This is a genomic window from Aerolutibacter ruishenii (assembly GCF_007830115.1).
Taxonomy (GTDB): Bacteria; Pseudomonadota; Gammaproteobacteria; order Xanthomonadales; family Xanthomonadaceae; genus Aerolutibacter; species Aerolutibacter ruishenii.
The window spans coordinates 62,922-86,702 of the sequence record NZ_VLKP01000001.1 but is presented as its reverse complement, the minus strand read 5'-3'; the positions used below and the strand labels follow the sequence as shown (position 1 = coordinate 86,702).

Here is a 23,781-nt window from a genome sequence, read left to right as displayed (position 1 = left end):
CACCCGCCCACACCACCACGCTCCGCGGCCTGGTACCGCGCCCGCCGCATGAAGCTGCTCGCCTTTGAACTGGCCACCGAGGCCTGCTCGGTGGCGCTGTGGGTGGACGGCGAGCTGCGCGAGCGCTTCGAGATCGCCCCGCGCCGTCATGCCGAGTTGGCTCTGCCGTGGGCTGGCACGCTGCTGGCCGATGCCGGGCTGGCCCGCACCCAGCTCGATGCCGTCGCATTGGGGCGTGGCCCCGGCGCATTCACCGGTGTGCGGCTGGCGATCGCGCTGGCGCAGGGCGTGGCGCTGGCCCTGGACCGGCCGCTGGTGCCGGTTTCAACATTGGCGGCATTGGCCCTGCAGATGCCCGGGCCACGTGTGCTGGCGGCCATCGACGCCCGCATGGGCGAGGTCTACACCGGCGCGTTCGAGCGTCGCGACGGCGATGCGGTCGCGTGCTCGCCCGAGCAGGTCGGAAGTCCCTCCGTCTTCGATCTCGTCGGCGATGCGCGCGATTGGCAGGGCGTGGGTACCGGTTTTGCCGCCGTCGACGGCGCCCTGCGCCAGCGGCTGGAGGGCCGCCTGGCCTCGATCGATGCGGCGGCATTGCCGCATGCCGGCGACATCGCGCGCCTGGCGGTGCTGGCCTGCGCGCGTGGCGAGGCCATCGCCCCGGAACGCGTGGAGCCCGCCTATCTGCGCAACAATGTCGCGTTGACCCTCGTCGAACAACAAGCACTGCGAGCGGCCAAGCGCTGAGGCCCCCCGAAGCCTCCAGCCGGAGGCGGCCGACGCCCGTGTCACGCGCGGTCAGGCCTGCGCTGCCCATGGCATCGGGTTCGCGCCGGCACCGGCGGATCAATCGTCGATCAGTTCACCGCCCGGCAGGAACAGCCAGGTGCGGGTCACGTGCAGGATGTCCGGGTCTTCCTCGGTCCTGGGCAGTGGCGGGTAAGGTTCGGCCAGGCGCGCGATGCGCAGCGCCGAGGCATCCAGCAGCGGGACGCCGCTGCTCTGCACGATCTCCGCGCGTTCCACCGTGCCATTGCGACGGATGGCCACGCTGATCACCACCTGCCCGGACAACCGGCGGCGGCGCGCCTCGTCGGGGTAGTTCAGGTTGCCCACGCGCTCAACGCGTTTGACCCATTCGTTGAGGTAGCCCGCCCACGCGTATTCCTGCGTGCTCGCGGACACGAACTTGCGTTTGGGACGCTTGGCGTAGCGCTCCGAGCGCAGGTGTATTTCCGCCGCCAGACGTGCCATCGCCATGTCGCGTTCCACCTTCTCCGCGCCGCGCGGCAACGGGGTGGCGGTGGGCGTGGGGGTGGCGCGCGGGGTTGGGGCTGCGGTCTCGCTGGCGCTGCTGCTGACTACCCGTTCGCGTGGCTCGGGCCGAGGCGTGGGCGCCTGCGCGCGCATGGGGCGGGGGGCCACGCCGGGTTGCTCCTGCGCCATCGGCCCGGTCTGGTTGTCGCGCGGCCTGCTGGCCTTGTCGTGCTCACCGCCGCCCTGGTTGCTGGCCTGGGCCAGGAAGTCCGCCTGCTCGGGCGTCAGTGCCGAGGTGGTCTGGGTCAGGATCACGTCCAGCGTAGGCACCACGGGCGCCGCGCTTTCCAATGCGAAGCCGAAGCCCAGCACCACCAGGCCGTGCACCAGCAGCGACAGCACCATCGTCGCGCTCAGGCGCTGGCTTTCGCCCACGCCCGGGCCGCCCAGGCCGGGCGCAGGCATCACGGCCGCCATGCCCACCTCCGCGGCGGACTGACCGTACCCACCTGCCTCATGCCAGCCGCGACTCGATGGCGTCGAACAGCTGGCCGGCAATGTTCAGCCCGAACTGGGCGTCCAGCTCGCGGATGCAGGTCGGGCTGGTGACGTTGACCTCGGTCAGGTAGTCACCGATCACGTCCAGGCCCACGAACAGCATGCCGCGGCGCTTCATCTCCGGGCCCACCTGCGCGGCGATCCAGCGGTCGCGATCGGTCAGCGGGCGGCCTTCGCCACGGCCGCCGGCGGCCAGGTTGCCGCGGAACTCGTCGCCCTGCGGGATGCGCGCCAGGCAGTAGTCCACCGCCACGCCATCGACCAGCAGGATGCGCTTGTCGCCTGCGGTGATCTCGGGGATGTAGCGCTGGGCCATGGCGAGGTGGCGGCCGCCCTCGGTCAAGGTTTCCAGGATCACGTTGGTGTTGGGGTCGCCGGCCCGGGCGCGGAAGATCGAGCGCCCGCCCATGCCGTCCAGGGTCTTGAGCACCGCATCGCCATGTTCGGCGATGAAGGCCTTGATTGCGGCGGCGTCGCGGCTGACCAGGGTGGGCGGGCAGCACTGCGGGAACTCCAATGCTGTCAGTTTCTCGTTCATGTCGCGCAGGCCCTGCGGGTCGTTGACCACCAGCGCGCCGGCACGCTGCGCCAGCCCCAGGATCTGGGTGTCGTGCAGGTAGGAGGCATCCACCGGCGGGTCCGTGCGCATCAGCACCACGTGGCCGCGGCCCAGCTCGATATGTGACGCGCGTCCCAATTCGAACCATCCGCGCGGATCATCCTGCACGGTCAGCGCCGCGGCATGGGCATGGGCCACCCCGTCACGCAGGAACAGCCCGCCTGGAACCACGTAATGCAGCCGATGGCCACGCCGCTGGGCCTCCAGGAGCATGGCGAAGGTGGAATCCTTGACGATCTTGATGGAGCCGATCGGGTCCATCACCACAACGATGTCGAGCGGCATGGCGGGCGCGCAGGAGGAGGTGGCTGCGATGGTAGCAGGCGAGGGGGTGGTAACCGTGCCGCAGTTCGGCATTCGGCCAAATCCCCGGAAAACGCGCTTGACAGTGCGTGTCCGGCTTGGAATAAAGGGAGTCTGGTGAGGTGCCCGACGAATCAACGGCGCCCACGTCCGGGGAACTTAGAATGCAAGACGAGGAGCGCAACGGCAGCCTCGGTGGTTTGAGGGTCATGGTGATCGATGACTCCAAGACCATCCGGCGCACGGCCGAGACTTTGCTCAAGCGTGAAGGCTGCGAGGTGGTCACCGCCACCGACGGCTTCGAGGCGCTGGCCAAGATCGCCGACCAGCAGCCACAGATCATCTTCGTGGACATCATGATGCCGCGGCTGGACGGCTACCAGACCTGCGCGCTGATCAAGAACAACCAGTTGTTCAAGGCCACGCCGGTGATCATGTTGTCGTCCAAGGACGGCCTGTTCGACAAGGCCCGTGGCCGGATCGTCGGTTCCGAGCAGTACCTGACCAAGCCATTCACGCGCGAGGAACTCCTCGGCGCGATCCGCACGCACGTCAACGCCTGACCGGGGGGGGAAGGCAACCAATGGCACGAATTCTTCTGATCGAGGACTCGCCGACCGATACGGCCGTCCTCACCCAGCTGCTGGAGCGCAATGGCCATGATGTGCTGGCCTCCGGCAGCGCCGAGGACGGCATCGAGGTATGCCGCCGCGAAAAGCCCGACCTGGTGCTGATGGACGTGGTCCTGCCGGGCATGAACGGCTTCCAGGCCACCCGGGCGCTGTCGCGCGACGCTGACACCAAGGCCATCCCCGTGCTCATCGTCAGCACCAAGGGCATGGAAACGGACAAGGCGTGGGGCCTGCGCCAGGGTGCGAAGGACTACATCGTCAAGCCGCCGCGCGAAGACGAACTGGTGGCCCGGATCAACGCCCTGCTCGGGGGGTGACATGGCCCTTGTTCCCTTCGATGTCCTTGCGGATTACGAGCAGCGCAGCCTGGCCCACGTGGTCGGTCTGCCGGAACAGCTCGACGCGCCGGGCCTGTGGCGCGGCGTGGGTTTCCGCATCGGCTCGCGCAGGCTGGCCGCAGGCTTCGATGAGGTGCGCGAGATCCTGCCGCTGCCGCAGGTGACGCCGGTGCCGGGAGCGCAACCGTGGATGCTGGGCGTGGCCAACGTGCGCGGCAACCTGCTGCCGATCGTCGACCTCAAGCAGTTCCTGGAGGGCGAGCGCACGGTACTGCACGAGAGCCAGCGCATCCTGCTGGTCCGCCAGGCCGGCGGCGACGTGGCCGTACTGATCGACGAACTGTATGGACAGCGCAGCTTCGTCGAGGAGCAGGAGCTGCCCGGCGACGACGTGGTCGCGGTGCAGCTGGCGGAAGGCCGTTACGGCCACTTCGTCGATCGCGCCTACCGGTTGGACCAACACGCATGGGGCGTCTTCAGCCTGGACCGGCTGACGCGCACGCCCGAATTCAGACAAGCCGCGGCCTGACCGCACCCGCGACACTTCGAGGTTGAACCATGAGCACTAACATGAACACCGTCGCCGGCAAGGCCCGCAGCCTGGGCGTCAATACCTGGCTGACCGTGCTGGGCGTATCGCTGCTCGTCTTTGGCGCGAACACCGGTTACGCGACCTGGAAGGCCGCCCGCCTCGGTGGCGCAAGCTCCGCGGCTTCCAACCTGCAGGTGCTGTCGCAGCAGCTGGCCAACCAGGGCCGCGAGGCGGTGGGCGGTGACTCGACCGCGTTCGCCGCCTTCAAGGGCACCAAGGCGAAGATCGACGAGGACATCCAGCAGCTCAATACCAACTTCGGCACCACCGCCGGGGTGTCGGGTCCGATCAGGACCGTGACCGACAGCTGGGCGCCGCTGGGCAAGAGCGCCGACCAGGTGATCGCCTCGGAGAAGGCGCTGCTGGGCCTGGCGGGCAACGCCAACAGCTTCGCCAGCGAAGTCTCGTCGCTGCAGGCCGAGCTGGACGAGCTGGTGCGCGCGATGTCGGCCAGTGGTTCGCCCTCGTCGCAGGTGTACCTGGCGCTGCGCCAGGTGGTGTTGTCCTCGGCGATGGCCGGCTCGATCACCGAAATCCGCGCCGGTGGCACCAGCGCGGCGCGCGCGGGTGACGCGCTGGGCCGCAACGCGACCGTGTTCGACAACGTGCTCACCGGCCTTCGCAAGGGCGACCAGGCCGCTGGCGTGACCGCGCTGTCCAATGGCGGTGCACTCGCTGCGCTGGCCCGCACCGAGACGCGCTGGAAGAAGATGAAGACCGACGTCGACGCGATCCTCGGCAATTCCAGGAACCTGTTCGCCGCGCAGTCGTCCGCCGCCGCGCTGACCGCCGGTTCGGACAAGCTGCTCAACGACAGCCGCAACCTGTTCTCCGCCTTCACCGCTTTCGGCTCGCTGAAGGACACCAGCATCCTCGGCAACTTCTGGTTGTCGGTCCTGTCGGGCCTGGCCGCGCTGATCGCCATTGCCGGCTTGCTGTGGTCGCTCAACAGCGCGCAGAAGCAGCGCTACGAATCCACCAAGGAACTCAACGACCGCAACCAGGAGGCGATCATGCGCCTGCTGGACGAAATGGGTTCGCTCGCCGAAGGCGACCTGACCGTGAAGGCGACCGTGACCGAGGACATGACCGGCGCGATCGCGGACTCGATCAACTTCGCCGTGGAGCAGCTGCGCAGCCTGGTGCAGACGATTACCGACACCTCGGTGCAGGTGGCGTCCAGCGCGCAGGAAACGCAGGCCACGGCGCTGCACCTGGCCGAAGCGGCCGAGCACCAGGCGCAGGAAATCAACTCCGCTTCCGACCGAATCAGCGAAATCGCGGCCAGCATCGACCAGGTGTCGCGCAACTCCACCGAATCCGCGGAAGTGGCGCAACGCTCGGTGCAGATCGCGACCAAGGGCGCGGGCGTGGTGCGGCAGACGATCGCCGGCATGGACAGCATCCGCGACCAGATCCAGGAAACCTCGAAGCGCATCAAGCGGCTGGGTGAGTCGTCGCAGGAAATCGGCTCGATCGTGGAACTGATCAACGACATCTCGGAACAGACCAACATCCTGGCGCTGAACGCCGCCATCCAGGCGGCCTCGGCGGGCGAGGCGGGTCGCGGGTTCGCGGTGGTGGCCGACGAAGTGCAGCGACTCGCCGAGCGCTCCTCCAATGCGACCAAGCGAATCGAAACGCTGGTGCAGACCATCCAGAGCGATACCAACGAAGCAGTGTCTTCGATGGAACAGACGACCTCGGAAGTGGTCGCCGGTGCGCGACTGGCCGAGGATGCGGGTACCGCGCTGGGCGAGATCGAAAAGGTGTCGTCCGACCTGTCGGGCCTGATTCAAGGGATTTCCAGTGCGGCGCAGCAGCAGTCCAGCGCGGCATCGAACATCACCGCGACGATGAACACGATCCAGTCGATCACCGCGCAGACCTCGCAGGGTGCGAGCCAGACCGCGCAGTCGATTGGAAACCTGGCACAGCTCGCCGCCGACCTGCGCCGCTCGGTCGCCGACTTCAAGCTGCCGGCCTGACGTAAGCAAGGCAGCAGTCGCCATGTCGAGGCCGAGGAAGATTAGTCCGGTTTGCCGTTGCCCTTCGAGGCACGGTGCCGGCCGCACGTTGGGGGTGCGATGACCGTGATGCGTGACGCGATCGACACCACCACGCTGGGCTGGATCAAGCCGGAGCTGGACGAAACCATGCGCCACGCGCGCGAGGCCATCGAGGCTTTCGCCGAGTCGTCGGGGGACGCCAGCCGGATGAAGGAATGCGCCGCGCACCTGCACCAGGTGCACGGCACGCTGAGGATGGTCGAACTCTACGCCCCGGCGATGGTCGCCGAGGAAATGGAACGCCTGTCGTTGGCGCTGATGCGCGGCGACGTGGTGGACCGCGACGAAGCGTGCGCCGTTCTGATGCGCGGCGCGGTCCAGTTGCCTGACTACCTGGAGCGCCTGCAGGGCGGCCATCGGGACATCCCGATCGTGCTGCTGCCGCTGTTGAATGAACTGCGCGCCACGCGCGGCGAGCCCGGCCTCAACGAGAGCGTGCTGTTCTCGCCGGACCTGGACCGGCCGTTGCCCGAGGGCATATCGGCGCCCAACCCGGGAATGCCGTCCACCCAGGCCGGGCGCCAGCAACTGGGTGCGCTGCGCGAAGCCTTGGCACGCTGGCCCGAGGACGGTTTGCCGGCCGACGCAGGCCAGTTGGCGCGTGCGGTCGAAGACCTGCTTGCCGAGGTGGTCGTCGAGCCCCTGCGCCGCATGTTGTGGGTGGCGTCATCGGTCGCGCAGGCCGTCCGCGACGGTGCGCTGCAGCCGAGCAGGGCGCTGCGCCAGGCATTCGCAGGCGTGGAGCGTGAAGTGCGCTTCATGCTGGAGGGCGATGGTTTCAGCGGTCCCCGTGACGAAGCGGCGACCGAGCCCACCCGGCAGTTGCTGTACCACGTGGCGCACCACGGTGCTACCCATCCGGCGCTGGATGACCTGCGCCGTACCTTCGATCTGAACGCCCAGCTGCCCAGCGAGACCGAGATCGAGCACGCGCGAGGCAGCCTCAGCGGGCGCAACCGCGCGCTGCTGGACACGGTGTCCGCGGCGATCAAGGAGGACCTGATGCGGGTCAAGGATGCCCTTGACCTGTACCTGCGCACCGGCAAGACCGACATCAGCGAACTGCGGCCGCAGGTAGAAGCCCTGGGCCGGGTCAGCGACACGCTGGGCATGATGGGCCTGGGCGTGGCCCGCAGCGTCGTGCAGCAACAGCGCGATGCGATGCACGAGATCGTTTCCGGCCAGCGCGCCGCGGACGAGTCCGCGCTGCTGGACGTCGCGGGCGCACTCCTGTACGTGGACGCGTCGCTGGACGATCAGGTCAGCCGACTGGGCATGGCCGACAGCCACAGCGACGAAGACCTGCTGGCCAACGAAGCCCGTCGCGTGCTGGAAGTGGTGGTGCGCGAGGCGATCGCCAACTTCGGTGATGCCCGCCAGGCCTTCGTGGCATTCGTGGAGACCAATTGGGACCACGCCGAACTGGTCGACGTGCCGCGCCTGCTGGATGAGGTGGGCGGTGCCGTGCGCATGCTCGACCTGCAACAACCGGCCGAGTACCTGCAGGCCATCCGCGCCTACACCCAGACCGAGCTTCTCGGTCACCGCAAGGTGCCCAATGGACAGCAGCTCGACACGTTTGCCGACGCCTTGGCCAGCGTCGAGTACTACCTGGAGGCACTGCGCGAGCAGCGCCCCAATCGCGAGCGCATCCTCGACATCGCGCGCCTGAGCCTGGAGGCCCTGGGGTACTGGCCGTTGCCGCTCGCCGCAACGCCGTCCGAGTCCGAGTCCGTGCTGGCCGAAGCGGAGATGCCCGGACCTGCGCTGACCCTGGCCGACATCGCACCGGACGCCGTCGTGACCCCCACCGTGTCCGACACGTTGGCATCGACGGTCCAGGATTTCGTCGCGCCTGTAACGGAACCGGTCGCCTCCGCGCCTGTGGCGAACGTGGGCGGCTTCGAACACAGCGACGACATCGACGACGACATCCGCGAAGTGTTCCTCGAGGAACTCGGCGAGGAAATCGCCAATCTCGATGCATTGTTGCCCGCATGGCGGGCCATGCCGGACGACGCCGAGCAATTGCGTCCGATCCGCCGCGTGTTCCACACCCTCAAGGGCAGCGGGCGCCTGGTGGGCGCCAAGACCCTGGGTGAGTTCAGCTGGAAGATCGAGAACATGCTCAACCGCGTGCTGGACGGCACGCGACCGGCCACTCCTCCGGTGATCGACTTGGCCATGCGTGCGCACGCGGCCTTGCCGCAGTTGCACGCGGCGCTGGCAGGTGCCGGCGTCATCACCGCGGACCTGGCCGGCATGCAGGCACATGCCGACCTGCTGGCCAGCGGCGAGGAAGCGTTCTACGTCGAGCGAGAACCGGTGTCCGCGACCGGATTGCCGCCGGAGGATGCCGCGCCCGCAGTCGAGCCTGCGTCTGCAACGGTTGTCGATGCGATTGATGCTGCGGTTCCGGCTGACATCGCCGGGCCCGAGGCGGTCGTCGAGCCGAGCGTGCCCGCATCGGTGGATGCGGTATTGCTGGAGATCCTCGGGGTCGAAGTCGATGGCCACCTGGCCACCATCCGCAACTGGCTGGCGGCGCAGGTGCCCGAGCGGGCCACCGCCGACGACGCATTGCAACGTGCGATCCACACGCTGAACGGCGCGTTCGCGATGACCGAAGTGCCCGTCATCACTGGCGTCACTGGTCCCGCCGAGATGTACGTCAAGCGTCTGCTGGCCGCACGCCTGTTGCCCACCGATGAGGGCGTGGCGGCCATGGGCGAGGTGGCCGATGCCATCGAGCGCACCATGGCGTCGCTGCAGGCAGACGTACCGCGTGTCCCGTTGTTCGAAGGCCTGGCCGTGCGTGTAGCCGCATTGCGCGACAGCCTGCCGGAAGCGCGCTTCACGCTGGCCGACGAGGAGTTGGCGGCGGAATACGAAGCCGGGGATGTGGCCGAGTCCGGGATCCCGGTCGCGCCGATGGATCTGTCCGACTTCATCGGTGACAGTGCATTGATCGACGTCGAGCGCCTCGAAGCCGAACGCCTCGAAGCCGAGCGTCTCGAAGCCGAGCGTCTCGAAGCCGAGCGTCTCGAAGCCGAGCGCCTCGAAGCCGAGCGTCTCGAAGCCGAACGCCTCGAAGCCGAGCGCCTCGAAGCCGATCGTCTCGAAGCCGAACGCCTCGAAGCCGAGCGTCTCGAAGCCGAACGCCTCGAAGCCGAACGCCTCGAAGCCGATCGTCTCGAAGCCGAACGCCTCGAAGCCGAGCGTCTCGAAGCCGAACGCCTCGAAGGCGAGCGCCTCGAAGCCGAACGCCTCGAAGCCGGACGCCTCGAAGCCGGACGCCTCGAAGCCGAACGTCTCGCAGCGGAACGCCTCGAAGCCGAGCGCCTCGAAGCCGAGCGCCTCGAGATGGAACGCTGGGAATGGGCGGAACTGGATCGCCTGACCGCGCCTCAAGGTACAGCCGAGATCGGCGAGTCGGGTGGCGACGTCGAGCTGGAATCCGACGTCACGCTGGCCGATGCCGCCTTGTCCGAAGCGGAAGGCCGCACCGAAGTCGCCGACGGCGACCTGGTCTCCGCGGACTCCGTATCGGACGCGGAGCCAAGCCCGGAAGTGGCGGCGATGCTGGCCGCCGCAATGGGGGACATCGCGGATCCGGACGAGCCCCTCGACCTTGGCGATCTGGACACTGAACTCGTCGACATCTTCGTCGAGGAAGGTGTCGATCTGCTCGACCATTCCGATAGCCTGCTTGCCCAGTTGCGCGAAACGCCGACCGAGCGCGAAGCCTTGGCCGGCCTGCAGCGCGACCTGCACACCCTCAAGGGTGGCGCGCGCATGGCGGGCATCATGGCCGTCGGTGACCTCGGCCACGTCATGGAGTCGCTGCTGGAGGCAGTGGTCGAGAACCGCCGGGAACTCGGACGCGATGGCGTGCCACTGCTCGAGCGTGGTTTCGACCGACTGCACACGATGGTGACCCGTGTCGGCGAACGCCGCGCGATCGCCATGCCGAGCGTGCTCATCGCCGAGTTCGAGGCCCGTGCCTGGGGCGAGGCGCCGATCGGTGCGACCGCCGCCGACATCCCGTGGACAGACACTGTCGTTCCGGCCGAAGTCGAGGAAGAGGCGGCGAACGTTGGGACGCCCGCCCTTACCCACCTGCCGCCGCAAGCGGCCGCGCCGCTCAAGCCGCTTTCGGCGCCCATTGGCGATGCAACCGCGGTGGACGAGGACGATATCGGCGTCCGCGCACCACAGGAGCAGGTACGCATCCGCGCCGACCTGCTGGACCGGCTGGTCAACTACGCGGGCGAGGTGGCAATCTACCGTGCCCGCCTGGAGCAGCAGTTGGGTGCATTCCGCTCCTCGATCGCGGAAATGGAACAGACCAACCTGCGCGTGCGCGACCTGTTGCGTCGCCTGGAGATCGAGACAGAGGCGCAGATCGTCGCGCGCTACCAGCGCGAGGAGACCGTCGATGCCACGTTCGATCCGCTGGAACTGGACCGCTTCTCCACCCTGCAGCAGCTGTCGCGCGCGCTGGCCGAGTCGGCTGCCGACCAGACCAGCCTGCAGGGCACGCTCGACGACCTGACCCGCCAGTACGAAACCCTGCTGCTGCAACAGTCGCGCGTCAGTTCGGAGTTGCAGGAAGGCCTGATGCGCACCCGCATGGTGCCATTCGACGGCCTCCTGCCCCGCCTGCGCCGCGTGGTTCGCCAGGCAGCGGCTGAGCTGGGCAAGCAGGTGCAGCTCAAGCTGGAAGGCACCCACGGCGAACTCGACCGCAACGTGCTTGAGCGCATGACCGCGCCGCTGGAGCACATGCTCCGCAACTCGGTCGCGCACGGCCTTGAAAAGCCCGGCGAACGCCGCAAGGCGGGCAAGCCCGATGAAGGCGTGATCCGCATCGCCTTGCATCGTGAAGGCTCGGAAGTGGTGATCGAGGTGGTCGACGACGGCCGCGGCCTCGACCGCACCGCCATCCGCCGACGTGGCGAGGAGCGTGGCCTGGTGCGTCCGGATGCGATGCTCTCCGACGTCCTGCTCGACCAGCTGATCCTCGAGCCCGGTTTTTCAACCGCGACCGAGGTCAGCAAGCTGGCCGGGCGTGGCGTGGGCATGGACGTGGTGGCCAGCGAAGTCCGCCAACTCGGCGGCACGCTGGACATCCACTCCACCCCCGGACAGGGCGTCAACTTCACCCTGCGCCTGCCGCAAACCCTGGCCGTCACCCAGGCGGTGTTCGTCAAGATTGGCGAAACCACGTTTGCCGTACCGATTGCCTCCGTAAGCGGCGTCGGTCGCATCGCCCGCGATCAACTGCAGGACGAAGGCGCGAGCTACCGCTACGGTGGCGAGGATTACGCCATCCACGACCTGGGTCGCCTGGTGGGCCACGCGCCGGCCAAGGCCGAAGGCCATATGCAGATGCCGGTGCTGCTGGTCCGCTCCGGCGACCTGCGTGCCGCGGTGACCATCGACCAGATCGTCGGCAACCGCGAAATCGTGGTGAAGCCGGTGGGGCCACAGGTTGCATCCGTGCCAGGCATCTTCGGCGCCACGATCATGGGTGATGGCAGCGTGGTCGTGATCCTCGACGTCGCGCCGCTGGTCCGCCGCCAGGTTGTCCTGCCGCGCGAGGCCGAGCCGCTGGCTCCGGGATTCGAGCAGCGTGGCGTGCCGCTGGTCATGGTGGTCGACGACTCGATCACCATGCGCAAGGTCACCGGTCGCGTGCTGGAGCGCGCCAACTTCGAGGTCGCCACCGCGAAGGATGGCCTCGACGCGCTGGAGCGGATGGCGGAAATCGTTCCCGACCTGATGTTGCTCGACATCGAGATGCCGCGCATGGACGGTTACGAGCTCGCGACGGCGATGAAGGCCGACCCGCGCCTGCGCAACGTGCCGATCATCATGATCACGTCGCGTACCGGCGAGAAGCATCGTGAGCGCGCGTTCGAAATCGGCGTCAACCGCTACCTTGGCAAGCCGTACCAGGAGCCGGAACTCCTGCGTAACGTGCACGATCTGCTGGGGGGACGGCCCGCGTCATGAGCAGCAAGTCCAAACGCGTCGTCCTGCTGTCGCGACCTGGAGCCGCCGGCGAGCGGCTGGCGGAGGTGCTGGGCGAAGCCGGCGTCGAGCTGGTGTTGCATGCCGACCCGACCCAGGTGGATGCGGGCACGGTGCTGGACGCCAAGCCAGATGCGTTGGTGGTGGCGTTGGACGTTCCGACCGAGGATGCGCTCGATCGGCTCGAAACCGCACTGCATGCGCCTGCCCTTGACGTGATCTACGAAGAAGCCGCGCTGGTGGTCTCCCGCGAGGGATGGGACGCCGCGAGGTGGCGGCGCCATCTGGTGGCCAAGGTGCAGGGGCACGGCGACGTGCTGCCACCGGCGCTGGCGACGCCAGCGGGGACCGCGTCCGAAGCGGTCGTGGACGACATCGCGGAGGCGGACGTCGCCCGCACCGACCGCGCTGATCTGGTGCAGGAGGCCGGCGGGGTCGTGGTCCAGTCATCTCCTGCCGATCTCGACGTGGCGACCCCGGTCGAACCGGTTGAAGTCGCCGAAGCGACCGAAGCAGTCGCGCTCAAGCCTTCACTTGACTGGACGCTGGACCCTGGCCCGGGCGCCGCCGACGATTTCGCTGCGCTGGAACTCACGGTCGGCGAACCGTCCCTGGGCGGTGTGCAGCCTGAATTGCGATCCGAAGCCGCGGTGCCGGCGTCCAACGCGTTCGATCCGGTGGCCGCCGAACTCGAGGAGGCATCCAATTCGCCGGCGATTGCCGCGCGGTGGGCCGAGCAGGCCTCCGGGGCCGAGCCTGACGCGACCACGGTTTCGGACGAAGGCGGTTTCAACGGCGACCTTGCCTCGCTGGAGCTGCGGATCGCGGCAATGAGCCTGGTCGACGACAGCCCGGCACGAGGTCCCCAGAAGGTACGGGGCGCGGTCCTGGTGATGGCTGGCATTGGTGGGCCCGACGCGGTCCGACAGTTGCTGGGCAGCCTGCCCGCCGATTTCGTCCGGCCCGTGCTTGTGCAGCAGCGGCTGGACGGTGCCCGCTACGACCGCCTCGTGGCACAGATGCAGCGGGCCACCACGTTGCCGGTGGTGCTGGCCGAGGCCGGACAACGGGTGGAGCAGGGCACGATCTACATCGTTCCCGACAATATCGGCGTCAGCGATACCGGCAATGGACTGTCCTTCCAGGAGGGAGCCAACGACATCCTGGCCGCGATTCCCGCCGCCGACAGCGCGGTGCTGATGCTCAGCGGCAGCGAGCCGGCACGCGTTGACGCCGTGCTCAGCTTCGGCTGGAACGGTGGCCTCGTCGTCGGCCAGAACGTGGATGGCTGCTACGACGCGGCGGCGGTGACCGATCTGGCCGCGCGTGGCGGGGCCGTGGCCAAGCCGGCCGAGATGGGTCGCCACATGGTCACCCACTGGCAACAACAGGGAGGCTGATCGTGGCTCCCGTCATCCACTTCATCCGGCGGACGAACGCAGTCCGCGCCACTCGCCGCGCGGCGCCTGCCGCGCGTGGCGGAGCCTGACATGAGCCAAGCCCAGACCAGCCAGCAGGACGACATCCGCGGCGTGTTGATCCAGACCGCCGGGGGCCGGCTCCTGCTGCCCAACGCCACCATCGCCGAAGTGCTGTCCTATGCGCAGCCCGATCCGGTGGAGGGCGCGCCCGACTGGCTGCTGGGCCGCATTCGCTGGCGCGGATGGCAATTGCCGCTGGTCGCGTTTGCCGACATGGCCGGCGTCGCCCGCGAGAACGCCGAACTGGGTGCCAAGATGGTGGTGCTCAAGGCCATGGGTGGCAATCCGCGCGCACCGTATTTCGCGCTGCTCACCCAGGGGTTCCCGCGGCTGGTGACTGTCTCGCCTGCCGCACTCGGCGTCGATCCCGACCAGGATGGGCTGCCGGCCGGCGCCCGGGCGCGCGTGCTGCTCAACGACGAGCCTGCATTGCTGCCAGACCTGGAGGGCATCGAGCACCTGATCAACCAGGCGCTCGCCGCCGCGGCCTGAGTCGCGGCGTTCCTGGCCGCGTCAGGCGAGGTCGCCGAAGCGTGCCTGCAGGGCGGCGATGGCCGCCAGTCCCGCGGTTTCGGTGCGCAGGATCCGCGGGCCCAGCCGTACACCGCTGAAACCGCCTTCCACCAGTTGGTCCCGGTCCTGTGGCGACCAGCCCCCTTCCGGCCCGACCGCCAGCACCACGGGCGTGCCCGGCGCGTACCCGAGCGTGCTGAAGGCCTCGCTGCCGTCGGGATCCAGGATCAACCGCAAGCCCCCGGGCGGCAGTCCGCGGATCGCGGCCTGCAGCGGTTCCGGTGGCGCCACGCACGGCACCACCGCGCGGCCGCTCTGTTCGCACGCCGAAGTCACGACCGACTGCCAGTGCGCCAGCCGCTTAGCCGCGCGCGCATCGTCCAGCCTGACCTCGCTGCGTTGCGAATGCAGCGGGCGGATCGCGGAGACCCCCAGTTCGGTGGCCTTCTGCAGGATCAGGTCCATCTTCTCGCCGCGGGCGATGCCCTGCAGCAGGGTGATCGACAGCGGCGACTCGTTGGCCACCGCCCTTGCGCTGCCCACCTCCACGCGCATGCCACGCTTGCCGACCGCGGCCACGCGGGCGTCATAGTCCCGGCCGTCGCCATTGAACAGCACGCAAGCGTCGCCCACGCCCAGGCGCAGGACCCGGCCCAGGTGGCCGGCGGGGCCTTCGGGCAGGTCGAACGGCTGGTCTTCGGCCAGCGGCAGGTCGACATGGACACGGGTCAGGCGCATGCGCGGGAGTCCTCGATGGCACGGTCGATGGCCGTGCGGGTGGTGGTGGCCAGGTGCGCCAGCGCATCCTCGTCGATGCAATAAGGCGGCATCCAGTACAGCACGTCGCCCAGCGGGCGCAGCAGCACGCCCTGCTCGAGTGCGGTGCGGTACGCGTGCAGGCCCACCCGCGCGGCCGGCGCGAAGGGCGTGCCCCGGTTGCCGCCACGGGCGAGTTCGAAAGCCACCACCATGCCGGCCTGGCGCACCTCGGCCACGTGGGGGTGGTCGGACAGCGCCTGGGCATGCCGCGCCATTGTCGCGGCGGTCGCGCGGTTGCGCTCGATGATGTCGTCCTGTTCGAAGATATCCAGCGACGCCAGCGCTGCGGCGCAGGCCAGCGGATTGCCGGTGTAGCTGTGCGAATGCAGGAACGCGCGCTCGCGCGAGTCGTCGAGGAAGCCGTTGTACACCGCATCCGTGGTCAACACCGCCGCCAGTGGCAGCGCACCGCCGGTCAGCCCCTTTGACAGGCACAGGAAATCCGGCTGGATGCCCGCGGTGGCGACCGGCGCGGCGCTGCCGGCCCCGGTGGGCGTGCTGGCGGTGCCGGCGACCGCGGCCCCCGCCTCGTTGAGTACCGGCGCCTGCTCGCATGCGAACAACGTGCCGGTGCGGCCGAATCCCACCGCGATCTCGTCGGCGATCAGGAACACCCCGAACTCGTCGCACAACGCGCGCGCCAGCGTCAGGTACAGCGGATCATGCATGCGCATGCCGCCCGCACACTGCAGGCGCGGCTCCAGGATCAGCGCGCAGACTTCGCCGTCGTGGCGTTCCAGGATGACGCGCAACGCCGCGGCGGCGCGGCGGGCGCGCTCTGCCGGGGTTTCGCCGGGCTCGCACAGGTAGGCATCGGGCGAGGGCGCGAACAGCGCTTCCATCAGCAACGGGGCGTACACGCGGCGGTACAGCGGGATGTCGCCCACCGACAACGCGCCGATGGTTTCGCCGTGGTAGCCGTTCTCCAGCGCGATGAAGCGCGTGCGCCGCTGTTCACCGCGGTTGCGGAACCAGTGGAAGGCCATCTTCAGCGCCACCTCGACGCCGGCCGAGCCGTTGTCGGCGTAGAAGACCTTGGCCAGCGGCGACCGTCCGGCCTGGCGCGGCGCCACGGCCAGCAACCGCTCGGCCAGTTCCACCGCCGGGGCATGCGAGCAGCCGGCCAGGATCACGTGTTCCAGGGTCCGGGCCTGTTGCGCGATGGCGTCGGCCAGGCGCGGCTCCGCGTGGCCGAACAGGTTGGTCCACCAGCTGGAAATGGCGTCCAGGTAGCGACGGCCGTCGCGCCCGACCAGCCATGCACCCTCGCCGCGGGCGATGGGCAGCAGCGGCAGCGTGCCCGGATGTTCGCGCATCTGCGTGCACGGGTGCCACAGCACCGCCAGGTCGCGTTCGCGCCAGCGTGCGGCATCGGCCTCCAGCGCGGCGGCCTGGACCGGGTCTGCTAGCATCTGCGTATCGTGATTGGTCTTGCCCATCCCCACATTATCGGCCTTCAGGCCGTGGCGCGCCGCGCCGCGATCCGCAGACGCGCGCCATGGGTCGGCACGCCATGACCCGTCGCCTGCCCACCATCCATGGCATCACCGAAGTCGATGCGGGCCCGTACCGGCTGGAGCGCATGGACCTGGAGTTCAGCAACGGCGAGCGCCGGCAGTTCCAGCGCCTGCACGGCCGCGGGCACGGCGCGGTGGTGGTCGTGCCGATGCTCGACGACGACACCGTGCTGCTGGTGCGCGAGTACGCCGCGGGCATGCACCGCTATGAGCTGGGCCTGGTCAAGGGGCGCATCGACGAAGGCGAAACGCCCGTGCAGGCCGCCGACCGCGAGCTCAAGGAGGAGGTCGGCTTCGGCGCGCGCACGCTGGTGCACCTGCGCTCATTGACCCTGGCGCCCACCTACATGAGCCACGAGGCGCACCTGGTGCTGGCCCGCGACCTGTACCCCGAGCGCCTGCCCGGCGACGAGCCGGAGGAGCTGGAACAGGTGCCGTGGAAGCTCGATCGCCTGCACGAGCTGATCCTGCGCGAGGATTTTTCCGAAGGCCGCAGCATCGCGGCGCTGTTCATCGCCCGCGAGTGGCTGAGGCATCACCAATGAACACATCCATCGCGGGTGGGATTCCCCCCGATCTGCGCGAAGGCGTGATCGCGATCGCGCGCGAGGCCGCGACGGCCATCCTCGCGGTCTATGACAGCGAGTTCGCGATCCAGCACAAGGATGACCGCTCGCCGCTGACCGCCGCCGACCTGGCCGCACACCGCTGCATCGTCGCGGGTTTGGCGGCATTGACCCCGGACATCCCCGTGCTGTCGGAAGAATCGGCGCATGAGGTGGCCACCGCCACGCGCCGTGGCTGGTCGAGGCTGTGGGTGGTGGACCCGCTGGACGGCACCCGCGAGTTCATCAAGCGCAACGGCGAGTTCACCGTGAACATCGCGCTGGTGGATGCGGGCGAGGCGGTGTTCGGCGTCGTGCAGGCGCCGGTGACCGGCGACCTGTGGCACGGCAGCGCATCGTCCGGCGCATTCCGCCGCGACGGCGACCGTGATACCGCGCTGCGGGTGCGTGCGCCGGCCCAGGCGCCGCTGCGCGTGGCCGCAAGCCGCTCCCATCGCGACGCGCGCACCGAGGCCTTCATGGCGCGCCTTGCCGCCAGCGTGGATGGCGCGGTGGAGCCGGTCAGCCTGGGGTCGTCGCTCAAGTTCTGCCGCGTGGCCGAGGGCCGCCTGGACATCTACCCCCGCTTCGGGCCGACCAGCGAGTGGGATACGGCCGCCGCCCAGTGCGTGCTGGAAGGCGCCGGTGGTGCGGTGCTCGACCCTCGGGGACGCCCCTTCCGCTACAACCAGCGGGAAACGCTGCTCAACGGCGACTTCGTGGCCATCGGCGACACTGCGCTGCCCTGGCGGGAGTGGCTGGATGGCTGAGCAGGAGCAGGACGCGCAGGCCGATGCCATGGCCGCAGCCGGCTTGCCGACCGGCATCGAAGGTCTGTTGGCGGTCATGGCGCGACTGCGCGACCCCGTGCGCGGCTGCCCGTGGGATGTGAAGCAGACGTTCGCCTCCATCGCCCCCTACACGGTGGAAGAGGCATACGAAGTCGCCGATGCCATCGACCGCGACGACCTGGCCGACCTGCGTGACGAACTGGGCGACCTGCTGCTGCAGGTGGTGTTCCATGCACGCATGGCCGAGGAGCAGGGTGCCTTCGACTTTGCCGGCGTGGTCGATGCGATCAACGACAAGATGGTGCGTCGCCATCCGCACGTGTTTGCCGGTGCCAGTGTCGAGGACGCCGAGGCGCAGACCGCCGCGTGGGAGGCCCAGAAGCGGCAGGAGCGCGCGGCGCGCGGTGACACCGATGACTCCGCGCTCGCGGGCATCGCCCGCGGCCTGCCCGAATGGCAGCGCGCGGTGAAACTGCAGAAGCGCGCCGCCGCTGTCGGCTTCGACTGGCCCGGGATCGACCCGGTGCTGGCCAAGCTGCATGAGGAGGCCGACGAAGTCCGCGCCGAGTTCGCGGCCGTCGCCGCCGGCGAGGCCGATGCGCACCAACGGCTGGAAGAGGAGATCGGCGACCTGCTGTTCGTCGCCGCCAACGTGGCCCGCCACGGCAAGGTGGACGTGGGTGCCGCGCTTCGCCGTGCCAACCAGAAGTTCGAGCGCCGCTTCCGGGCGATGGAGGCGCTGGCCGCCGACGAACGGGGTGGACTGGCCGGACTGTCGCTGGCGGAGCAGGACGTCTACTGGGAGCGGATCAAGCGCGGGGAATGAACGCCACCGCCGGGCCGAAACCGGGCGCGGGCACGCTCAGTCCAGGAAGATCAGCCATGCCGCCACCACGATCAGGCCGAAGCCGGCCCAGTGGTTCCACTTCAGCGGCTGCTCCAGGTACCACGATGAGAACCCGGCGAACACCAGCAGGGTGATCACTTCCTGCATGCCCTTGAGCTGTGGCGCCGAGTACACCATCGAGCCCATGCGGTTGGCAGGCACCATCAGGCAGTATTCGAACAAAGCGATGCCCCAGCTGGCGAGGATGGCCAGCATCAGCGGCGAGGACTTGTAGCGCAGGTGCCCGTACCACGCGAAGGTCATGAACACGTTGGAGCCGAGCAGCAGCAGGATGGGCAGGAATCGCTCGAGCATGGCAGGTATCGGAAGGGCGGTGCCCGAGTTTAATTGGCGGTCAGGTTTGGCGTGGGGCTTCACGTCGTCTCAACACGCCGGGCGGCACCCTTCACAAACCTGAAGAACCTGGGGTGACCCATGCAGAACATCAAGGACGGCGGCCTGGTGCTGATCGTCGAGGACAACCGCAACATCTCCGAGATGGTGGGGGAGTACCTCGAGGGACGCGGTTTCGAGGTCGACTACGCGCAGGACGGGCTGGACGGCTATCGTCTTGCGTCGGAAAACAGCTACGACGTCATCGTCCTGGACCTCATGCTGCCGCGCCTGGACGGCGTCGAGGTGTGCAAGCGCCTGCGCGAGGAGGCACGCAAGTCCACCCCAGTGCTGATGCTGACCTCGCGCGACACGCTGGAGGAAAAGCTTGCCGGCCTTTCCGTCGGTGCCGACGACTACCTGACCAAGCCGTTCGCGGTGCAGGAACTGGAGGCGCGGCTGCGCGCGCTGATCCGCCGCGAGCGTCGCCAAGTGGGCGGCGAAGTACTGAAGGTCGGTGACCTGGTGCTCGACCCGACCTCGTTGCGGGTGACCCGCGGCGGGATCGAGCTGCAGCTATCGCCCATCGGCCTCAAGCTGCTGACGATCCTGATGCGCGAGTCGCCGCGGGTGGTCAGCCGCCAGGAAATCGAACGCGAGATCTGGGGCAACAGCCTGCCGGATTCGGACACCCTGCGCAGCCACCTCTACAACCTGCGCAAGACCATCGACAAGCCGTTCGACAATCCGCTGCTGCATACCGTGCAGTCGGCCGGGTACCGCGTCGCGGACGTGTCGCAGCCCACCTGAACCGGGAACGCGTGACCACACAGGGGCTGCCGCGCAGGATCAAGCGGGCCTTCATCGCGCAGGCGGTGCTGGGCAGCGTCGTGCTGTTCGCGGTCATCGTGGTGGCCAGCCTGTGGGGTGCTCAGCGCCTGCAGCAACAACGCATTGCCGAAGAGTCCCAGTGGTTCTGGCACGAGCTGGCGCGCGATCCCGACACGGCGCGCACGCCACACACGTCCACCCTGAAGGGCTATTTCGTCCCCGCCTCGGGCGCACCCGACGTGCCCGTGCCTGAGGCGTTGAGGCGGCTTCCACCCGGAATGCATGTGCTCGCGGAGGGGCGAGCGTACGTGGAGCAGCGGCCGGAAGGCACGTTGTATGTCAGCTTCAGTCCGCGCTTCTTCAACCATGCGATTCTGGCGGTGACGCTACCCGCGCTGGTGCTGGCGCTGCTGAGCCTGTGGCTGATGTCCTGGCTCACCTACCGCATCTCCAAGCGCCTGGTGGTGCCGGTGGCGTGGCTGGCCGAACGGGTACGGACCTGGGACCCGCGCAACTCCGATGCATTCAAGGTCGACACGGATGAACTGCCCGCCGACTCGGGGGTGGAAGTGCGGCGCCTGTCGCGGGCGCTCGTGGGCCTGAACCGGCGCGTGCATGACTTCGTCCGGCGCGAGCGTGACTTCACCCGTGATGCCAGCCATGAACTGCGCACGCCATTGACCGTAGTGCGCCTGTCGACCGACATGATGCTGGCCCGCGAAGACCTTGATCCGCCGCTGCGTCGCTCGCTGACACGGGTGCAGGCCGCCGGGCGCGAGATGGAAGCGGTGATCGATGCCTTCATGCTGCTGGCGCGCGAGGCGGAGATCGAAGCGCAGAGCGAGGATTTCGACGTGGCTGACGTGGTTGCGCGGGAAGTCGCCATGCTGCAGCCGTTGCTGGCGGATCGGCCGGTCACCATGGCCGTCGAGGACCGGGGCGGTCCGCGCCTGCACGCGCCGGCCGGTGTGCTGGCGCTGATGCTGCGCAACCTGCTGAGCAACGCCGTGCAATTCACCACCGCGGGGACCATTCGCGTGATCATCGCCCCGGATCACATCCAGATTGCCGACACCGGCATCGGCATGACCCCCGACGTGCTCGCCAAGGTGTTCGACCCTTTCTACAAGGCCGACCTGCAGGCGGGCGAGGGCAAGGGCGTGGGCATGTCGATCGTGCACCGGCTGGGGGAGCGGGTGGGTTGGCCGGTATCGTTGGCGAGCGAGCCGGGCAAGGGCACCACGGCCACCATCCAGCTGGTACGGCGAGCGGGTTCCTGACCAGCTGTTCGCTGGTGCAGCGCCGGCCTGTCAACGCGTCGCCATCCGGTGCGTTCACCCTTCAACTCCCGTCGAACTCCGGATTCTCCGTGGCCCAGTCCAAGTCGTCCCGTATTCCGTCGTCCCCCTGGTTCCGGCGCGGCCTTGTCCTGGTGCTCGGCCTGGCGATCGCTGGCGCCGCCATCCTGGCCTGGAAGGGGCGCGGGGCGGAGGACGTGTCCGCCTGGCGAACGGCCAAGGTGGACAAAGGCGACATCCGTGTGGCCATTTCCGCCACCGGAACGCTGGGGGCCATTTCCACCGTCGACGTGGGCAGCCAGATCTCCGGCCAGGTCACCGATGTGCTGGTCGATTACAACGACCGGGTGACCGAAGGCCAGGTCATCGCCCGCATCGACCCCAGCACCTACGAGGCGCAGATCGCACAGGGCGATGCGGCCGCCAACAGTGCGCGTGCCGGCCTGGCCACCGCACAGGCCGCGCTGCGCAATGCCGAGCTGGACTACCAGCGCAAGGCCAGCCTGGGGCAGCAGCAGCTGGTGTCGCGCGGCGACGTGGACCTGGCACGCGCCACCCTGGACCAGGCCCGCGCACAGGTCGCGCAGGCGCAGGCGCAGATCCACCAGCAGGTGGCGTCCACCCAGACCGCGCGACTGAACGTGCAGCGTTCGGTGATCCGCTCGCCGGTCGACGGCGTGGTGCTGACCCGTTCGATCGAGCCCGGCCAGACCGTGGCCGCCAGCCTGCAGGCGCCGGTGCTGTTCCAGATCGCCGAAGACCTGTCGAAGATGGAGATCGTGCTGGCCATCGACGAGGCCGACATCGGCCAGGTCAAGCCGGGGCTGGACGTCGGGTTCACCGTCGACGCGTTCCCCGACCGCCAGTTCCGCGGCAAGGTGCAGCAGGTGCGGCTGTCGGCCACCAACACCAGCAGCGTGATCAGCTACCCGGTGGTGGTGGCGGTGGACAACGCCGACCAGGCGTTGCTGCCCGGCATGACCGCCAACGCCGAAATCGAGGTCAGCCGCCGCAACGACGTACTGCGCGTGCCCAATGCGGCGCTGCGCTTCAAGCCGGCCGATGAGGACGTGGCTGCGGCCGCGCAGGCACCGGGCGCGGGCGGTCGCGGCGGTGCGACCAATGACCTGCCGCGCGTGGCCGCCGCGCTGAAGCTGGATGCGGCGCAGCAGCAGGCGTTCGACGAGGCGCTGGCACAGATGCGCGAACGCATGGCGTCGCGTGCGGCCGCCCCGCCGCAGTCCAGCGGCGGTGGCAGCCCGCTGTTCGGCGGTGGCATGCGCACGGGCGGCGGTGGCGGTGCCGCCGCTGGTGGCAACAACGGGCAGATGCGCCAGCGCATGCTGGAGCGGTTCCGCCAGCAGTTCGCCACGTTCCGCGGCACGCTGACGCCGGAACAACAGGCGCAGTGGGATGCGGAGATCAACGCATTGGTGTCGGCGCGCCGCGCGCCGCTGTATCGCCTGGCGGGTGGCAAGCTGGAGCCGGTCACCGTGCGCGTGGGCGCCAGCGATGGCAGCTTCACCGAGGTGTCGGGTGCGGTCGCCGAAGGCGACACGGTGGTCACCGGCAGCGGGCGGTCGAGCAAGTGATGGCCGCCGCCGCGCCGGCCGATGACGTCGTCATCCGCACCCATGACCTGCGCAAGGTCTATGCGGCGGGCACCGAGGCCGAGGTGGTCGCGCTCGCCGATGCCGACATGACCATCCGCCGCGGCGAGTTCGTCGCCATCATCGGCCCGTCGGGCTCGGGCAAGTCGACGCTGATGAACCTGATCGGCTGCCTGGACAAGCCCACCAGCGGCACCTACCTGTGCGATGGCGTGGATGTGTCCACGCTCGATGCCGAGGAGCGCGCGCTCCTGCGCCGCGACAAGATCGGCTTCGTGTTCCAGGGCTTCAACCTGCTGCCGCGGCTGACCGCGCTGGAAAACGTGGCCATGCCGATGAGCTATGCCAACGTACCGCGCGCCGAGCGACTGCAACGCGCGCATGCGGCGCTGGAGGCGGTGGGCCTGGGCGGCCGCACCGGCCACCGGCCAAGCGAGCTCTCGGGTGGCCAGCAGCAGCGCGTGGCCATTGCGCGTGCATTGATCAACCGTCCACCGATCCTGCTTGCCGACGAGCCGACCGGCGCACTGGACACCCACACCGGTGAGGAGATCCTGCGGCTGTTCAAGCAACTGCAGGTCGATGGCCACACCGTGATACTGATCACCCACGATCCCGATGTTGCCGCAGCGGCCAACCACACCTTCGTCATCCGCGATGGCGTGCTGACCGAAGGAGGTTCGCTGTGAGTCC

At 68.8% G+C, this 23,781-nt stretch carries 21 protein-coding genes and 1 pseudogene; 16 read left to right on the top strand and 6 right to left on the bottom strand.

Annotated elements, in window-relative coordinates; genetic code table 11:
- The first annotated feature begins 48 nt into the window (after window positions 1-48).
- Window positions 49-747: a tRNA (adenosine(37)-N6)-threonylcarbamoyltransferase complex dimerization subunit type 1 TsaB gene (gene tsaB / locus IP93_RS00440; RefSeq protein ID WP_144810933.1), complete on the top strand. Its 699-nt coding sequence runs from the start codon at window positions 49-51 to the stop codon at window positions 745-747.
- 99 nt (window positions 748-846) lie between these two features.
- Here the strand turns inward: tsaB and IP93_RS00435 are convergent, their stop codons facing one another.
- Window positions 847-1,740 (bottom strand): energy transducer TonB, encoded by an 894-nt coding sequence (locus IP93_RS00435; RefSeq protein ID WP_425480004.1) that lies wholly within the window; start codon window positions 1,738-1,740, stop codon window positions 847-849.
- Between the two features lie 31 nt (window positions 1,741-1,771).
- On the bottom strand, window positions 1,772-2,719 hold the full coding sequence (gene gshB, locus IP93_RS00430; RefSeq protein ID WP_144810929.1) for a glutathione synthase: 948 nt from the start codon (window positions 2,717-2,719) through the stop codon (window positions 1,772-1,774).
- 182 nt (window positions 2,720-2,901) lie between these two features.
- Here gshB and pilG point away from each other — a divergent pair, with 182 nt between their 5' ends.
- The 5 genes and pseudogenes from pilG to IP93_RS16055 form a co-directional block, all read left to right on the top strand.
- The gene (gene pilG, locus IP93_RS00425) at window positions 2,902-3,300 is read left to right on the top strand and encodes a twitching motility response regulator PilG (RefSeq protein ID WP_144810927.1); all 399 of its coding nucleotides are present in this window, start codon (window positions 2,902-2,904) and stop codon (window positions 3,298-3,300) included.
- Between the two features lie 20 nt (window positions 3,301-3,320).
- The gene (locus tag IP93_RS00420) at window positions 3,321-3,686 is read left to right on the top strand and encodes a response regulator (protein ID WP_144810926.1); all 366 of its coding nucleotides are present in this window, start codon (window positions 3,321-3,323) and stop codon (window positions 3,684-3,686) included.
- Between the two features lies 1 nt (window position 3,687).
- Window positions 3,688-4,236 carry a chemotaxis protein CheW gene (locus IP93_RS00415; protein ID WP_144810924.1) on the top strand — a complete coding sequence of 183 codons (549 nt, stop codon included), beginning with the start codon at window positions 3,688-3,690 and terminating at the stop codon, window positions 4,234-4,236.
- Between the two features lie 29 nt (window positions 4,237-4,265).
- The gene (locus IP93_RS00410; RefSeq protein WP_144810922.1) at window positions 4,266-6,287 is read left to right on the top strand and encodes a methyl-accepting chemotaxis protein; all 2,022 of its coding nucleotides are present in this window, start codon (window positions 4,266-4,268) and stop codon (window positions 6,285-6,287) included.
- A gap of 99 nt (window positions 6,288-6,386) precedes the next feature.
- Window positions 6,387-9,107: pseudogene (locus IP93_RS16055) on the top strand (Hpt domain-containing protein); the annotation flags it as partial.
- Between the two features lie 208 nt (window positions 9,108-9,315).
- Here the strand turns inward: IP93_RS16055 and IP93_RS16050 are convergent.
- On the bottom strand, window positions 9,316-9,687 hold the full coding sequence (locus tag IP93_RS16050; RefSeq protein WP_425480012.1) for a pentapeptide repeat-containing protein: 372 nt from the start codon (window positions 9,685-9,687) through the stop codon (window positions 9,316-9,318).
- A 44-nt stretch (window positions 9,688-9,731) separates the two neighbouring features.
- On the opposite strand from IP93_RS16050, the gene IP93_RS16045 reads away from it, so the two are divergent.
- The 3 genes from IP93_RS16045 (at window position 9,732) to IP93_RS00395 (ending at window position 14,377) form a co-directional block, all read left to right on the top strand.
- Window positions 9,732-12,386: a response regulator gene (locus IP93_RS16045; protein ID WP_425480011.1), complete on the top strand. Its 2,655-nt coding sequence runs from the start codon at window positions 9,732-9,734 to the stop codon at window positions 12,384-12,386.
- The gene (locus tag IP93_RS00400) at window positions 12,383-13,804 is read left to right on the top strand and encodes a chemotaxis protein CheB (RefSeq protein WP_144810919.1); all 1,422 of its coding nucleotides are present in this window, start codon (window positions 12,383-12,385) and stop codon (window positions 13,802-13,804) included. The genes IP93_RS16045 and IP93_RS00400 overlap by 4 nt, the downstream gene beginning before the upstream one ends.
- A 90-nt stretch (window positions 13,805-13,894) precedes the next feature.
- Window positions 13,895-14,377 (top strand): chemotaxis protein CheW, encoded by a 483-nt coding sequence (locus IP93_RS00395; RefSeq protein ID WP_144810917.1) that lies wholly within the window; start codon window positions 13,895-13,897, stop codon window positions 14,375-14,377.
- A gap of 21 nt (window positions 14,378-14,398) precedes the next feature.
- Here IP93_RS00395 and IP93_RS00390 read toward each other — a convergent pair whose 3' ends face one another.
- Both IP93_RS00390 and IP93_RS00385 read right to left on the bottom strand, forming a co-directional pair.
- A complete protein-coding gene (locus IP93_RS00390; RefSeq protein WP_144810916.1) occupies window positions 14,399-15,136 on the bottom strand; it encodes a 16S rRNA (uracil(1498)-N(3))-methyltransferase in 738 nt (245 codons plus the stop codon).
- A complete protein-coding gene (locus tag IP93_RS00385; protein WP_144810914.1) occupies window positions 15,127-16,656 on the bottom strand; it encodes an aminotransferase class III-fold pyridoxal phosphate-dependent enzyme in 1,530 nt (509 codons plus the stop codon). The genes IP93_RS00390 and IP93_RS00385 overlap by 10 nt, the downstream gene beginning before the upstream one ends.
- A gap of 74 nt (window positions 16,657-16,730) precedes the next feature.
- Here IP93_RS00385 and nudE point away from each other — a divergent pair, with 74 nt between their 5' ends.
- The 3 genes from nudE to mazG are packed head-to-tail and all read left to right on the top strand — an operon-like array spanning window position 16,731 to window position 18,956.
- On the top strand, window positions 16,731-17,279 hold the full coding sequence (nudE, locus tag IP93_RS00380) for an ADP compounds hydrolase NudE (RefSeq protein ID WP_144811486.1): 549 nt from the start codon (window positions 16,731-16,733) through the stop codon (window positions 17,277-17,279).
- Window positions 17,276-18,109 carry a 3'(2'),5'-bisphosphate nucleotidase CysQ gene (cysQ, locus tag IP93_RS00375; RefSeq protein WP_144810912.1) on the top strand — a complete coding sequence of 278 codons (834 nt, stop codon included), beginning with the start codon at window positions 17,276-17,278 and terminating at the stop codon, window positions 18,107-18,109. Before nudE ends, cysQ begins: the two co-directional genes overlap by 4 nt.
- 28 nt (window positions 18,110-18,137) lie before the next feature.
- Window positions 18,138-18,956, top strand: coding sequence for a nucleoside triphosphate pyrophosphohydrolase (gene mazG, locus IP93_RS00370; protein ID WP_199747039.1), 819 nt, complete (start codon window positions 18,138-18,140; stop codon window positions 18,954-18,956).
- Window positions 18,957-18,992: 36 nt separating this feature from the next.
- Here the strand turns inward: mazG and IP93_RS00365 are convergent, their stop codons facing one another.
- A complete protein-coding gene (locus IP93_RS00365) occupies window positions 18,993-19,331 on the bottom strand; it encodes a DMT family protein (RefSeq protein ID WP_144810911.1) in 339 nt (112 codons plus the stop codon).
- Between the two features lie 120 nt (window positions 19,332-19,451).
- Between IP93_RS00365 and IP93_RS00360 the strand changes: the two genes are divergently transcribed.
- The 4 genes from IP93_RS00360 (at window position 19,452) to IP93_RS00345 (ending at window position 23,777) form a co-directional block, all read left to right on the top strand.
- The gene (locus IP93_RS00360) at window positions 19,452-20,159 is read left to right on the top strand and encodes a response regulator transcription factor (protein ID WP_144810909.1); all 708 of its coding nucleotides are present in this window, start codon (window positions 19,452-19,454) and stop codon (window positions 20,157-20,159) included.
- Between the two features lie 11 nt (window positions 20,160-20,170).
- Complete coding sequence (locus IP93_RS00355; protein WP_144810907.1) at window positions 20,171-21,460, top strand: sensor histidine kinase; 1,290 nt, start codon at window positions 20,171-20,173, stop codon at window positions 21,458-21,460.
- An 89-nt stretch (window positions 21,461-21,549) separates the two neighbouring features.
- Window positions 21,550-23,070: an efflux RND transporter periplasmic adaptor subunit gene (locus IP93_RS00350; RefSeq protein WP_144810905.1), complete on the top strand. Its 1,521-nt coding sequence runs from the start codon at window positions 21,550-21,552 to the stop codon at window positions 23,068-23,070.
- Window positions 23,070-23,777, top strand: coding sequence for an ABC transporter ATP-binding protein (locus IP93_RS00345; protein ID WP_144810904.1), 708 nt, complete (start codon window positions 23,070-23,072; stop codon window positions 23,775-23,777). Before IP93_RS00350 ends, IP93_RS00345 begins: the two co-directional genes overlap by 1 nt.
- Window positions 23,778-23,781 lie beyond the last annotated feature (4 nt).

Bases quoted from the DNA above. Each gene is read 5' to 3' on its own strand.
- IP93_RS00385 (WP_144810914.1), bottom strand. From the start codon at position 16,656: ATGGGCAAGACCAATCACGATACGCAGATGCTAGCAGACCCGGTCCAG.
- nudE (WP_144811486.1), top strand. From the start codon at position 16,731: ATGACCCGTCGCCTGCCCACCATCCATGGCATCACCGAAGTCGATGCG.
- IP93_RS00400 (WP_144810919.1), top strand. From the start codon at position 12,383: ATGAGCAGCAAGTCCAAACGCGTCGTCCTGCTGTCGCGACCTGGAGCC.
- IP93_RS00360 (WP_144810909.1), top strand. From the start codon at position 19,452: ATGCAGAACATCAAGGACGGCGGCCTGGTGCTGATCGTCGAGGACAAC.
- IP93_RS00345 (WP_144810904.1), top strand. From the start codon at position 23,070: ATGGCCGCCGCCGCGCCGGCCGATGACGTCGTCATCCGCACCCATGAC.
- IP93_RS00415 (WP_144810924.1), top strand. From the start codon at position 3,688: ATGGCCCTTGTTCCCTTCGATGTCCTTGCGGATTACGAGCAGCGCAGC.
- cysQ (WP_144810912.1), top strand. From the start codon at position 17,276: ATGAACACATCCATCGCGGGTGGGATTCCCCCCGATCTGCGCGAAGGC.
- IP93_RS00390 (WP_144810916.1), bottom strand. From the start codon at position 15,136: ATGCGCCTGACCCGTGTCCATGTCGACCTGCCGCTGGCCGAAGACCAG.
- IP93_RS16045 (WP_425480011.1), top strand. From the start codon at position 9,732: ATGGAACGCTGGGAATGGGCGGAACTGGATCGCCTGACCGCGCCTCAA.
- IP93_RS00420 (WP_144810926.1), top strand. From the start codon at position 3,321: ATGGCACGAATTCTTCTGATCGAGGACTCGCCGACCGATACGGCCGTC.
- IP93_RS00395 (WP_144810917.1), top strand. From the start codon at position 13,895: ATGAGCCAAGCCCAGACCAGCCAGCAGGACGACATCCGCGGCGTGTTG.
- mazG (WP_199747039.1), top strand. From the start codon at position 18,138: ATGGCCGCAGCCGGCTTGCCGACCGGCATCGAAGGTCTGTTGGCGGTC.
- pilG (WP_144810927.1), top strand. From the start codon at position 2,902: ATGCAAGACGAGGAGCGCAACGGCAGCCTCGGTGGTTTGAGGGTCATG.
- IP93_RS00410 (WP_144810922.1), top strand. From the start codon at position 4,266: ATGAGCACTAACATGAACACCGTCGCCGGCAAGGCCCGCAGCCTGGGC.
- IP93_RS00365 (WP_144810911.1), bottom strand. From the start codon at position 19,331: ATGCTCGAGCGATTCCTGCCCATCCTGCTGCTGCTCGGCTCCAACGTG.
- tsaB (WP_144810933.1), top strand. From the start codon at position 49: ATGAAGCTGCTCGCCTTTGAACTGGCCACCGAGGCCTGCTCGGTGGCG.
- gshB (WP_144810929.1), bottom strand. From the start codon at position 2,719: ATGCCGCTCGACATCGTTGTGGTGATGGACCCGATCGGCTCCATCAAG.